Annotated in this window: 14 protein-coding genes and 1 other annotated feature (1 of these 15 only partly in view); of the genes, 11 read left to right on the plus strand and 3 right to left on the minus strand. The window is 40.4% G+C overall.

Annotated features, from left to right (window positions below; translation table 11 throughout):
* The first annotated feature begins 10 nt into the window (after nt 1-10).
* The 3 genes from ribE to ribH are packed head-to-tail and all read left to right on the plus strand — an operon-like array spanning nt 11 to nt 2,387.
* A complete protein-coding gene (gene ribE / locus L1765_RS05715; protein ID WP_236405684.1) occupies nt 11-676 on the plus strand; it encodes a riboflavin synthase in 666 nt (221 codons plus the stop codon).
* A gap of 17 nt (nt 677-693) precedes the next feature.
* Nucleotides 694-1,887, plus strand: coding sequence for a bifunctional 3,4-dihydroxy-2-butanone-4-phosphate synthase/GTP cyclohydrolase II (locus L1765_RS05720; RefSeq protein ID WP_236405685.1), 1,194 nt, complete (start codon nt 694-696; stop codon nt 1,885-1,887).
* Nucleotides 1,888-1,922: 35 nt separating this feature from the next.
* Nucleotides 1,923-2,387, plus strand: coding sequence for a 6,7-dimethyl-8-ribityllumazine synthase (ribH, locus tag L1765_RS05725; protein ID WP_236405686.1), 465 nt, complete (start codon nt 1,923-1,925; stop codon nt 2,385-2,387).
* A 118-nt stretch (nt 2,388-2,505) separates the two neighbouring features.
* On the opposite strand, the gene L1765_RS05730 is transcribed toward ribH, so the two are convergent.
* On the minus strand, nt 2,506-2,901 hold the full coding sequence (locus tag L1765_RS05730) for a RidA family protein (RefSeq protein WP_236405687.1): 396 nt from the start codon (nt 2,899-2,901) through the stop codon (nt 2,506-2,508).
* A 213-nt stretch (nt 2,902-3,114) separates the two neighbouring features.
* Between L1765_RS05730 and L1765_RS05735 the strand changes: the two genes are divergently transcribed.
* The 8 genes from L1765_RS05735 (at nt 3,115) to L1765_RS05770 (ending at nt 9,633) form a co-directional block, all read left to right on the plus strand.
* Entirely contained in the window at nt 3,115-3,321 is a 207-nt protein-coding gene (locus tag L1765_RS05735) for a hypothetical protein (RefSeq protein WP_236405688.1), read from the plus strand.
* 179 nt (nt 3,322-3,500) lie between these two features.
* Complete coding sequence (locus tag L1765_RS05740; protein ID WP_236405689.1) at nt 3,501-4,244, plus strand: segregation and condensation protein A; 744 nt, start codon at nt 3,501-3,503, stop codon at nt 4,242-4,244.
* 269 nt (nt 4,245-4,513) lie between these two features.
* Nucleotides 4,514-5,116 carry an SMC-Scp complex subunit ScpB gene (gene scpB, locus L1765_RS05745; protein ID WP_236405690.1) on the plus strand — a complete coding sequence of 201 codons (603 nt, stop codon included), beginning with the start codon at nt 4,514-4,516 and terminating at the stop codon, nt 5,114-5,116.
* 89 nt (nt 5,117-5,205) lie between these two features.
* Complete coding sequence (locus L1765_RS05750) at nt 5,206-5,787, plus strand: nucleoside recognition domain-containing protein (protein ID WP_236405691.1); 582 nt, start codon at nt 5,206-5,208, stop codon at nt 5,785-5,787.
* An 11-nt stretch (nt 5,788-5,798) separates the two neighbouring features.
* Nucleotides 5,799-6,329, plus strand: a complete 531-nt coding sequence (locus tag L1765_RS05755) for a spore maturation protein (RefSeq protein WP_236405692.1) — start codon at nt 5,799-5,801, stop codon at nt 6,327-6,329.
* Between the two features lie 46 nt (nt 6,330-6,375).
* Entirely contained in the window at nt 6,376-7,098 is a 723-nt protein-coding gene (locus tag L1765_RS05760; protein ID WP_236405693.1) for a pseudouridine synthase, read from the plus strand.
* A gap of 49 nt (nt 7,099-7,147) precedes the next feature.
* Nucleotides 7,148-7,864, plus strand: a complete 717-nt coding sequence (locus tag L1765_RS05765) for a response regulator transcription factor (RefSeq protein ID WP_236405694.1) — start codon at nt 7,148-7,150, stop codon at nt 7,862-7,864.
* The gene (locus L1765_RS05770) at nt 7,861-9,633 is read left to right on the plus strand and encodes a HAMP domain-containing sensor histidine kinase (RefSeq protein WP_236405695.1); all 1,773 of its coding nucleotides are present in this window, start codon (nt 7,861-7,863) and stop codon (nt 9,631-9,633) included. The genes L1765_RS05765 and L1765_RS05770 overlap by 4 nt, the downstream gene beginning before the upstream one ends.
* Before the next feature lie 315 nt (nt 9,634-9,948).
* Here L1765_RS05770 and serA read toward each other — a convergent pair whose 3' ends face one another.
* On the minus strand, nt 9,949-11,535 hold the full coding sequence (gene serA / locus L1765_RS05775; protein ID WP_236405696.1) for a phosphoglycerate dehydrogenase: 1,587 nt from the start codon (nt 11,533-11,535) through the stop codon (nt 9,949-9,951).
* Nucleotides 11,528-12,682 carry a pyridoxal-phosphate-dependent aminotransferase family protein gene (locus L1765_RS05780; protein WP_236405697.1) on the minus strand — a complete coding sequence of 385 codons (1,155 nt, stop codon included), beginning with the start codon at nt 12,680-12,682 and terminating at the stop codon, nt 11,528-11,530. The genes serA and L1765_RS05780 overlap by 8 nt, the downstream gene beginning before the upstream one ends.
* A gap of 70 nt (nt 12,683-12,752) precedes the next feature.
* Nucleotides 12,753-12,901, minus strand: a binding site (T-box leader) (it continues 96 nt past the right edge of the window).

The raw sequence follows: 12,901 nt of genomic DNA on the forward strand, positions 1-12,901 counted from the left end.
GGAGGAAGCGATGTTTACAGGAATTATTGAAGAAGTAGGGTTGGTTAAAGGGATACAAAAGAAGGGGAAGACCATTCAGCTTGCCATCGAGGCTAAAAAAATTATGGAAGGGTTAAAATTGGGGGATAGTATATCAGTCAACGGGACCTGCTTAACGGTAACCCATTTTGGGTATGGGACCTGTTTGTTTGATGTCATGCCAGAAACAGTTGATAAAACCAATTTAAATCAGTTAACCATTGGTTCCCCCGTTAATTTGGAGAGAGCCATGTTATTTGACGGGAGATTTGGAGGACATTTTGTTTCTGGACACGTGGACGGAATGGGAACCATTCAACAAATCACTCCCTATGAAAATGCGGTTCTATTTACCATAAAGGTTTCGGAGGAGTTATTAAAATATATGATTCCTAAAGGGTCGGTGGCGGTTGACGGAATCAGCCTAACCATCGTCCAATTATTGAAAGAGGCCTTTACGATCTCCATCATTCCCCATACTTTAAAAGAGACAACTTTGGGAAAAAGAAAAATTGGAGATGTTGTCAATATCGAGTGTGATTTGCTGGGGAAATATCTCTACCATTTCTTACAGACGAAGGATGAGAAGAATGAGGGATCCGATGGGTCTTCTTCTCCGTTAAACATGGAATGGCTGAGAAAAAACGGGTTTGCTTAAGGGAGGAGTAAAAAGAAATGTTCTTTGATTCAATAGAAGAAGCCATTTATGAATTGATGCAGGGGAAGATCATCATTGTGGTAGATGATGAGGATCGAGAGAATGAGGGGGATTTTGTGGCCTTGGCGGAAAAAGCTACCCCTGAAGTGATTAATTTTATGATTACTCATGGCAGGGGATTGGTATGTGTTCCTGTCACCGAAGAACGGGCTAAACTGCTTTCATTGTCTCCTATGGTGGAGAGAAACACAGATGCCCATGAAACAGCATTTACGGTTTCTGTTGATTATAAAGATACAACCACGGGAATTTCTGCCTCAGAACGGTCCAGGACGATCAGAGCTTTGATTGATCCCAATTCTAAGGCTGCTGATTTCAGGAGACCGGGACATATTTTTCCATTGATAGCCAAAAATGGAGGGGTCTTAAGAAGAGCTGGACACACTGAAGCGGCAGTTGATTTGGCGAGGATGTGCGGTGCCAGTCCGGCTGGCGTCATTTGTGAAATTATGAATGAAGATGGTACGATGGCCCGAGTTCCGGAATTAAGAAAAATAGCAGACAAACATGATTTAAAAATGATTACCATAGCTGATTTAATCAAGTATCGAAACCGAAAAGAGAAATTGGTCCGAAGGGAAGTTTCAGTGAAGCTTCCTACTCAATATGGTGAGTTTCAGGCCATCGCCTTCTCAAACCTTGTGGATGATAAAGAACATATTGCTTTGGTAAAAGGAAATATTGACCCGGATATCCCGGCTTTGGTTCGAGTCCATTCTGAGTGTTTGACCGGGGATGTTTTTGGCTCCTGTCGTTGCGATTGTGGGCCTCAGTTGGAAGCAGCACTGCGACAAATTGAAGAGGCTGGATCAGGGGTTCTCCTTTATATGAGGCAAGAAGGCAGAGGAATCGGATTAATGAATAAACTAAGAGCGTATGCTTTACAGGAGAAAGGTTTGGACACTGTGGAAGCAAATGAAAAATTAGGATTTCCTCCTGATTTAAGGGATTATGGAATCGGGGCACAAATATTAAAGGATCTGCGTATTCAGAAAATACGGCTATTAACGAATAACCCGCGAAAAATACGGGGACTTGAAGGATATGGCCTTGAAATTGTTGAGAGGGTTCCTATTCAAATTCCCTCAAATAAATCAAACCAAAAGTATTTAGATACAAAAAAAGTAAAGCTGGGACATTTATTGTCATAAAGTTAAATAAATCATGATAGAGGAGAGAGTTAAAATTGAAAAAGATATTTGAAGGACATTTGGTGGCAACAGGATTAAAAATTGGAATTGTGGTTGGACGCTTTAATGACTTTATTTCCAGCCGTCTTCTCGCCGGAGCTGAGGACGCGTTAATAAGGCACGGAGTGAAAGAAGAAGATATTGATATAGCTTGGGTACCCGGTTCTTTTGAAATCCCCTTTGTTGCAAAAAAAATGGCGGAAACCCATAAATATGACGCTATTATTACCCTCGGTGCAGTCATAAGAGGAGCAACTCCTCATTTTGATTATGTATCCTCTGAGGTGTCTAAAGGGGTGGCTCAAGTATCTCTTCAGACAGGAATTCCTGTCATATTTGGTGTATTAACAACTGATACCATAGAACAGGCTGTGGAAAGGGCGGGGACGAAATCCGGTAATAAGGGATGGGAAGCAGGACTTACCGCCATTGAAATGGCCAATTTAAACAAAAGTTTTTAGTTGAACTATAGGAGTGGAACTAAAACTGCATGACCCGAAAGGTTATGTTGGTTTGGTTCCACTTTTTTAGTTCAGGGACCTCCCTTTTTTAAGACGAAGAAAGTACTAAAATCCGTGATCATTCGTTTTTGGATGAATCAATATAGGCAATCGCTTCAATTTCAATCAACACATCTTTAGGCAATCGCGCAACCTCTACAGTGGAACGAGCCGGACGATGTTTGCCCATAAATTCAGCATATACTTCATTTACTTGAGAAAAAGTATTCATATCTTTGATAAAAATTGTTGTTTTTACAATATGTTCAGGGGTAACTCCTGCCTCTTCCAAAACAGCTTTGATATTGGATAGAACCTGCCGGGTTTGGACAATGATATCCTGACCCACAACGTGGTTTGTCTCAGGATCAATAGGAATTTGTCCTGAAAGAAAAAGAAAATTCCCAAATTGGACAGCTTGCGAATAAGGCCCGATAGCTTGAGGAGCATTTTGTGTTGCAATTACTTTGAACATATTACATTCCCTCCAGGATATTTTTATCACATTATACCATGTATTACAGATATTTTTGGATGAAAAATAATTGTGACAAAATTAAGGATAAATGGTCTTATAACAAGAAAACTGCGAGTTAAATGTTTTGAAAAAAAATATTTGATTAATATTCTGAAAAGTTGTAGAATGGGGGAAATGGATATTTTTATATATGAGAATGGAGTGGTCGAAATGTTCAAAATCGGATTTTCCTTGATCGCCGGTTTTGTGTTGCTTGTGATACAGTCTTTCATCGTGATGAAATGGAATGGATATTCCTCCATTGCGTTTAACAATACATTTGATATTTTTACAATTTGGGTAATTAATTTTTTCCTAGTGTATGCCATTACTTTTGATCAAAAAATCAGGTTTTGGCAAAAGGACACATCCCAATAAATGTGAATTTAATGTAAATAGAGTGTAAATTAAACTCACTGAACATCAGTGGGTTTTTTAGTCTTTCAGGAAATTCGAATAAATGCTTAGGGAGTGGTTTTGTTTTTGGGAAGGTATGCTATAATTCTCTTTTGAGAAGGATTTTTTAATCAATTCATTGAGGATTAGGTGAGAGTTGAGTGAGTTATCTGATAAAAATTGATGCCTTTGAGGGGCCCTTAGATCTGCTGCTTCACCTTATCGATAAAGCTGAAGTAGACATCTATAATATATCCATCGCCGAAATTACCGAACAGTATCTAAGCTATTTGCATACGATGCAGGAATTACAGTTGGAAGTGGCCAGTGAATTTATTGTCATGGCAGCGACCCTTCTTTCAATTAAAAGTAAAATGCTTCTTCCCAAAAATGTACAATACTCCTTTCAGCCCAGTTTTGATATAGAAGACGATGAAATTAATACAAGGGAAGAATTAATAAAAAGATTGATCGAATATCGAAAATATAAAGAAGCAGCTGAAAGCTTAAGGGAAAAGGAATTGACAAGAAGTCAATTGTTTACCCGACCTCCCATGAATTTACAATCCTTTGTTACCGTTGAGGAGGAAAATCCCGTTGGAAATGTTACTTTATATGATTTACTTAAAGCTTTATCAGATGCATTAAAGAGAGCAGATCATGGCCCTAAGATGGTTCATATCGAGAGAGATGAAATTTCTATAAAAGATCGGATGAACGAGATACTCAACCTGTTAAAGCAGCACTCTACTTTATCTTTTTCCCAACTCACCCCCCAGCAGAACATTTCTAAAGTGATAGTGGTTGTAACCTTTCTCGCTGTATTGGAGTTGATAAAAAAAGGAAAAATAGAATGCCATCAGCAGGGATTATTTTCAGAAATCATATTGATTCGTAAAATGTAAGGAAAGGCTTCTCTGTATAGAAGTGGAACTAAACATTCATGACACAAAGGGTCACAAATTGATATGAAAATTCATTTTCATATCAAAGATTTAAAACATCTGGGTATTTCAAAGATGGAGTCATTTTGAGGTCTAATTCCGTTCTTTAGTCCCTACGCTAAGTACGAACTTAAAACCTGTCCTTAGTAGATTCTTTAGTTCAGTCCATATAAGTATTCTCGAAGATGTTGTCGAGAAAAGGATTGATTAAGGGAGATGAGAAAAAATCGATGGATTTTACCAGAGTGAAATCAATTATAGAAGGACTACTTTTTGCAGTTGGAGATGAAGGAATTGAATTGAAACATTTATCAGAAATCCTGGAATTGGATAAGGATACCGTTTATGATCTTATTCAGGATATGAAAGGGGATTATAAAAGGGAAGGAAGAGGAATACAGATCGTTGAAACAGCAAATGCTTTTCAGTTAACGACTCTTCCCGAACATGCCCCATATTTTGAACGATTGGTTCATTCCCCTTCCCATTCTACCCTCTCTCAGGCTGCCCTCGAAACATTAGCCATTATCTCATATAGACAGCCGATTACAAGAGCGGAGATTGAGGAAATAAGAGGTGTCAAATCGGAAAAAGCGCTTCATACCTTGATTCATAAAATGTTAGTTAAAGAGGTGGGAAGAGGTGAGGGAATGGGCAGACCCATTTTGTACGGAACGACAAAGGAGTTTTTGGAGTATTTTGGTTTAAGCAGTTTGAATGATTTACCTCCTCTTCCACAGGAACTAGATTTGGCAGAAGAAATGGAAATAGAGAAACAAATGCTGTTTTCAAGGCTTGAACAAAAGAAAGAGAAAGAGCAGGAGCCCTTTTGATTAGGTTCCTGCTCTTTTGCTTCTATTTAAAGAATGTACGCATATACTTGTACAAAAACAAAAAGAGGGGATTGATTTCACTATAAATCATGGTAAATGTCATCTGGTTTCTGTTGCTTATGGCTGGTTTAGTTACTGCAGGGGCTCTTGGAAACATGGATGGGGCGAATAAGGCTATTTTTGAAGGGGCCAAACAGGGGGTTACTATTAGCATCGGCTTTATCAGCATTCTTTCATTCTGGTTAGGGATGATGAAGATAGCCGAATATTCAGGGCTTTTATCTTTTATTTCAAAACTTTTGCATCCTTTGGTGAGGTGGCTATTTCCTCAAGTGCCAAAGGGACATCCTGCCTTTGGATATATTATTTCTAATATAACTGCTAATTTGTTCGGATTGGGAAATGCAGCGACGCCCATGGGGATTAAAGCGATACAGGAGTTGCAAAAACTAAATCCTGATCCCCAAATGGCTACCCCATCGATGATTACTCTCCTTGCCCTTAACACGTCAAGCATTACGTTAATTCCGATTACTGTCATAGTCATTCGTTTAAACTATGGTTCAGTAAATGCCGTTGAGATTGTAGGAACAACCCTTTTTGCTACATTCATCTCGACAACTGTAGCAATATTTCTCGATCGTTGGTTTAGAAATAATCATCTAAAATAAGGGTGATCATGATGTACCAATTGATTAGTCAGATATCCACATGGGCCATACCGGTGCTTATTGCACTCATCTTATCCCATGGTATCTATAAAAAAGTATCTATATATGAAACCTTCGTGGAGGGAGCAAAGGAAGGTTTTGGCACTTCGGTTAATATGATTCCCCACTTGGTTGGAATGATGGTTGCCATTCAGGTTTTTCGGGAATCTGGGGCTTTAGAGGTTTTGATTAGGGGATTAGAGCCGATGTTAAGCCCTTTTCAAATTCCAAGTGAAATAATTCCTCTCGCCATTATCAGGCCGATTACAGGATCAGGTTCTTTGGCAGTGATGACTGATATTATTGCTACGTATGGACCTGATTCGTTTCTGGGGAGATTGGCATCTACCATGCAGGGAAGTACTGATACAACCCTTTATGTATTTACCGTATACTTCGGAGCCGTTGGAATCAGGAAAGGGTTGTATGCGATTAAAGTTGGTTTGTTGGCTGACTTAGCGGGAATGATTGCCTCCATCATCATCGTTAGCCTTGTTTTTTGACTTTAACATATAAGAAACGTATGATGGATGACGAGGTGAATTTTTTATGGAAAGATTGCAGAAAGTGATGGCCCATGCTGGCATTGCCTCCAGAAGAAAGTGTGAAGAAATGATCATAAATGGACGGGTAAAGGTGAATGGACAAGTTGTCAAAGAGCTCGGATACAAAGTAAAGGATGATGATTTCATTACCGTTGACGGCAAGCCTGTTCAAAAGGAAAATAAAGTTTACATTTTGTTAAATAAGCCTAAGGGAGTGTTGACAAGTTTGTCTGATCCTTTTCATCGTCCCCTTGTAACTGATCTTATCCCTCATTTGAAAGAACGTGTATATCCCGTTGGTCGTTTGGATTATGATACGGAGGGGCTTCTAGTGTTAACCAATGATGGGGAGCTAGCCTATAGGATGATTCACCCCCGGTATGAGATGGACAAGGAATATATAGCCCGGGTGAAAGGGAAGATAAGTCTTGATTCTTTAAATCTTTTACGTTCAGGAGTTCCGTTGGAAGATGGGATGACTTTTCCTGCAGAAGCCGAAATTCTTAAGTATATTCCTGCCAGAGATGAATCCTGGCTAAAACTAATAATCCATGAAGGACGAAAAAGGCAGGTCAGACGAATGTGTGAAAAAATTGGTCATCCTGTTCATGAACTGGAGCGTGTTCGTATTGCATTTCTTACGCTAGAAGGAGTTCCAAGAGGGGAGTATAGATATTTAACGGAAAAAGAGGTAAGAATGTTGAAATCCATAGCAGAATTGTCATAAATCATGTAAAATAAGCAGATAGAAATTAGTATTGGGGGAGGTTTTAAAAGTGGATCCAGCAGCCAAATTACTAGTTGTGGATGATGAAGATCGCATTCGAAGGCTGTTAAGAATGTACCTCGAAAGGGAAAATTACCAAATTGATGAGGCAGAGGATGGAGAAAAGGCTCTAGATATGGCCTTGAACAATGACTATGATTTAATTATTCTAGATCTCATGTTGCCAGGAATGGATGGTGTTGAGGTATGTACTCAATTGAGGAAACATAAAGCAACTCCTGTCATTATGCTAACAGCAAAAGGAGAGGAAGCCAATCGGGTTCAAGGATTTGAAGCGGGAACTGATGATTATGTGATCAAGCCCTTCAGCCCCAGGGAAGTAGTATATCGGGTTAAGGCACTATTAAGGCGTTCTGTCCATTCCAACGTTTTTACTTCTGAAGGGAATAACAGTCATACTATTGTTTTTCCTGATTTGATGATCGAACATGATGCCCATCGGGTGATTGTTGGCGGGCAGGAAGTGAATTTAACTCCAAAGGAATATGAATTGCTTTATTATTTAGCACAAGCGCCAGATAAGGTATTCTCAAGGGAAGAACTTTTAAAGGATGTATGGCATTATGACTTTTTCGGAGATCTGAGAACGGTAGACACCCATATTAAGCGTTTAAGAGAAAAATTAAACAAATACTCCTCTAGAGCAGCTGATATGATCACAACCGTTTGGGGTATTGGATATAAGTTAGAGGTGCCCAAAGAGTGACCTGGTTATGGAAGAGTGTAGTTGGAAAATTATGGATAACTATCATTGCATTGGTTACGGCGGTATTATTAATATTGAGTTTCTTATTGGTTCAATTTTTGGATCAGTTTTATTTTGAAAAAGAATCTCAAAATCTGTTGAAGGCGGCTGAAAAGACGGCTCGTCTATTGCAGGAATATCCCAATCAACGGGATGCTATTTTAACGGCAACGGAGTTAGCTGCTGCCTTCGGTTCAAGGGTGGCGGTTGTTGGCGTTGATGAAAGTCTTCTGATGGAAGGATATGATGTAAATCAGGTTCCGCGAGTGAAGGTGTCTCAGTTATTTGAAAACAGTTCTTTAAATAGAGTACTAAGTGGAGAGAAACAAGTGTATCGGGGAATATTTTTAACTGAAGAGGGAATTAAAAGGGAACTTCTTGTGGTGGGGATCCCTCTTTTCAAAGGAAAAGAGGTAACCGGTGGACTCATCATGTATCGTACTTTGAAAGAACTGATAGAAACCACCAGAGGAACGAAAAAACTGATCATTTATGGGGCAATTATTGGGATTGCTCTAACCACTGTATTTGCATTCTTTCTTTCTACACGAATTACCAACCCCCTTCGTCAAATGAAAAAAGCGGCGGATAGAATTTCCAGAGGGGAATTCTCCACTACGGTATCCATACGTTCCGATGATGAGATTGGGGACCTGGCATCAACCTTTAATTATATGGCCAAGCATCTTGATGAACTAATTCATGCCTTATCCAGGGAAAAAGAACAATTGTCCAGTATTTTAAGAAGTATGGCAGATGGAGTCATTACCGTGGACCAGGAAGGGCAAATCATAGTGACCAATCCTCCGGCTGAGGAATTTTTGCGCAGTTGGAAGTTTCAAAATCATGATAAGAGTGCTGCTATCGATTTGCCAGAACCCCTCCTTCAATTGTTGGAAATGGTATATAAGGAAGAAAAGGAACAGCATACGGATATTCAAGTTCAAGGGAGAACATGGTCAGTGGTTATGGCTCCCTTGTATGATATGGCTCAAATCAGAGGGGTTGTTGCTGTACTAAGGGATATGACGGAAGAAAGGAGATTGGACAAGCTTAGAAAGGATTTCGTTGCGAACGTCTCCCATGAGCTGCGCACTCCCCTTTCTATGCTTCAAGGGTATAGTGAAGCTATCGTTGATGATGTAGCCGCCTCTCCAGAGGAAAGAAAAGAAATTGCCCGAATCATTTATGATGAATCATTACGAATGGGCAGACTGGTTAATGATCTCTTGGATTTGGCCAGGATGGAGGCTGGAAATACCGTATTGGAATTGTCCCATGTTAATATGGTACATCTGATTGAAAAAGTAATGAGAAAATTTACTGCCTTATCTAAGGAAGAGAAGGTTTTTCTGATAAAAGATATTGCAGAACCTATACCATTAATCAAGGCTGATGCGGACCGTTTGGAACAGGTATTAACCAATCTGATTGACAATGCCATTCGGCATACCCATGAGGGCGGAAAGGTGTTTGTTCGAAGTTGGGCAGATAAACATTATCTCAATCTCCAAGTGGAAGACACGGGAAGCGGGATTCCTGAAGATGATATACCCTTTGTATTTGAAAGATTTTATAAAGCGGACAAAGCAAGAACCAGGGGAAAATCCGGTACTGGTTTGGGTCTGGCTATCGTGAAAAATATTGTGGAGACACATGGAGGAACTATTACCGTTCATAGCAGACTGGGAGAAGGAACTTCATTTACTGCCCGTTTTCCATTGCAATAAAAAAGTTAAAACTCCTTTGAAATGTATTAACGGAACTAAACATCCATGACCTGTAGAGTCACAAATTGATATGAAAATGTATTTTCATATCAAAGAATTCACTAAGGACAGCCTTCGAGTTCGAACTTAGCGGAGAGGCTAAGGAACGGAATTAGCCCTCAAACTGACTCCATCGTTGAAATACCCAGATGTTTTTGAGGGCTCCGTTCATTAGCCACGAAGCGGACTGAATCGCTTCGTTGTTAGAACTCGACTAGCGGACGTGTGAATTTTTAGTTCCGTTTCTATATAAAGGGGTTTCTTATGCAAAAGTTCTTATAAATCGACTTCTGTTACGCTATGAATCTCATGCAGTTCTCCCAATTCGTCAAGCACATCAGGGGAGACCTGTTTGTCAACAGTCAAAAGCATAATGGCATCGCCGCCAACATCCTTACGCCCTACTTGCATGGCGGCAATGTTCACATCATTTTTGCCGAGCAGGGTTCCCACCCGACCTATGGCTCCTGGACGGTCATGATGATGGATCAAAATCAGATGGCCCTCAGGAGAAGCGTCAATCGTGTATTGATCAATTTTTACGATACGTGCACCATAGCCGTTTAATAGTGTCCCTGCTACAGATTTTGTTTCTTGATTGGTTTTTAAGGTAACGGTGATCAAATTCGTGAAGCCCTTATTGGAAGATGACTTCTGTTCAGTAACGGTAATATGCCTCATTTCTGCCAGGTGTGGGGCATTTACATAGTTTACCTCTCCTACTCCCAGATGATAGCTTAAAACCCCCTTTAATAATGAACGGGTAAGGGGAGAGGTATCCACCTGGGTCAGTTCTCCGGAATAAGTCACCAAAATCTCCTGCAGGGCTCCAACTGAGGTTTGGGCAACAAATTTTCCCAACTTTTCAGCTAGGTTGAAGAAGGGTTCCACCTTTTGCATCACTTCTGATGGTATAGACGGAAGGTTTACTGCATTTTTAAAGGCCTTACCGCGCAAAATATGGAGAATCTCCTCAGAAACATCGATGGCTACGTTTTCCTGCGCTTCAATCGTAGATGCTCCCAAATGGGGAGTAACTAATACCTGGGGAAGATTAAATAATGGATTTTCAACGGGCGGTTCCTGTTCAAAAACATCCAATGCTGCCCCAGCTACTTTACCGGTAATAATGGCTTCATATAATGCCTTTTCATTAATAAGTCCCCCACGAGCACAGTTGATAATTCTAACACCGTCTTTCATTTTGGCAAATTGATTAGAGTTAATGATATATTTTGTGTCTTTGGTTAACGGGGTATGAAGGGTGATGAAATCAGCCTTGGTAATGACATCCTCGAAGGTGCCAAATTGTACCCCCAGCTTTTTTGCTCTATCTTCCGTCAGAAATGGATCGTAGGCAATCACATTCATGTTAAATGCTTTGGCACGCTTGGCCACTTCACCACCAATACGTCCAAGTCCAATAATCCCCAGAGTTTTTTTATTCAGTTCAACTCCGACAAAATCCTTTCTTTTCCACTCACCGTTTTTTGTAGAGGCATGGGCCTGACCAATATTTCTTGCGAGGGCCATCAGCATGGCGAAGGAATGCTCAGCGGTTGAAATGGTGTTGCCATCAGGGGCATTGATCACAACGACACCTGCCCGGGTGGCTGCTTTTAGATCAATATTATCGACACCCACTCCGGCACGTCCAATGGCTTTTAACTTCGTTCCTGCTTCAATTACCTTTGCTGTTACTTTTGTTTGGCTTCTTACCAATAGAGCATCATATTCACCGATGATTTCAATCAGTTCATTTTCTTTTAATCCAACTTTTCGCTCAACGACGACATCGTCGGCTTCCAGCAGTCTTTGAATCCCATATTCACTTAAAGGATCGCTGATTAATACTTTATACATATTGAAGGAGCACCTCCTGTGCGGCTTTTACACCTTTGCCCAGTTCAATGGAAACATTCAATTGGGTAAGGGCAAGTTCAATAAGAGAAAGAGTGATCAGGACATCAGAGGCGTCACAGTAACCCATATGACCAATTCGGAATATTTTTCCTTTCAAATGATTTTGTCCGCCTGCCAACACGAGATTATGTTTGGTTCTTAATATTTTTCTTAATTCTTCAGAATCATAACGGGGGCAATTGGCAATGGCAGTTACCGTTGGAGATGCATATTGATCCTCAGCTAAGAGGGGCAGGTTTAATGCTTTTATTCCTGCTCTAGTCATCTCCTTCATAATTTCATGTCTGTTGACAATCTCCTCAAGACCTTCCTCTTTTATCATTTGCAAAACTTCCCTTAATCCAAAGATTAAGGATACGGCAGGAGTATAAGGAGAAGTTTCTTTTTCATAATTCTTTCGATATGCTACCATATCCAGATAAAAACGAGGACGGGGATTGGATTCAATTTTGTCCCATGCCTTTTGACTTGCTGCGATAAATGCTAATCCTGGCGGCAGCATCAATGCTTTTTGAGAACCAGTAACCAAAACATCAATCCCCCAATGATCCATTTTACATGGAACCGCCCCTAAACAGCTAACGCCGTCCACGATAAAGAGAGCATCTGTTTTCTCTTTGACAACCTTAGCCAGTTGATCAACAGGATTTAGCACTCCTGTAGAGGTTTCACAATAGGTTGCAAATACGGCGCTAACCTGAGGGTGCTGATCAAGAAATGAAGCCAAAAGTTCTGGTGTGCATGCTTTTCCCCATTCCAGATCTAATCGATGGGTTGTTATTCCAAATTTTTCATTAATCTTTGCAAACCGGTCGCCAAAACTTCCTGTGACAATCACTGCCACCTCTTCACCTGGAGCAATGGCATTCACAACAGCGGTTTCCAGACCAGAAGTTCCGCTCCCTGTTAAAATGTATACATTTTCCTTTGTTCCGAAAATGGGCTTTAATTCTTCGGAAACCTGTACAAGAAGATTTGAGAAAGCTCCGCTGCGATGTCCGATCATTGGAGTTCCCATCGCATGAACCACCCTTGGTGGGATAGGGGTTGGTCCAGGAATCCGCAGCATGGTTTTTTCAGTCCACATCATTTTTTCCTCCTTTGTATCTCTTTTAAGAAAAATATAAAAAACCTCACATCCACCCACTACACCTGTAGTGAGGGACGAGAGGTTTGCTTCGCGGTACCACCCTCATTTGTTATAACTTCGCAGTTATAACCTCAGCTGGTCTATGACCAAATCGATAACGGAATCCACCCGGTAAAACCTACTGATAACCCTGCGGTTACGTTCAGCTTACAGCTC

It is taken from the genome of Microaerobacter geothermalis (genome assembly GCF_021608135.1).
Lineage (GTDB): Bacteria > Bacillota > Bacilli > DSM-22679 > DSM-22679 > Microaerobacter > Microaerobacter geothermalis.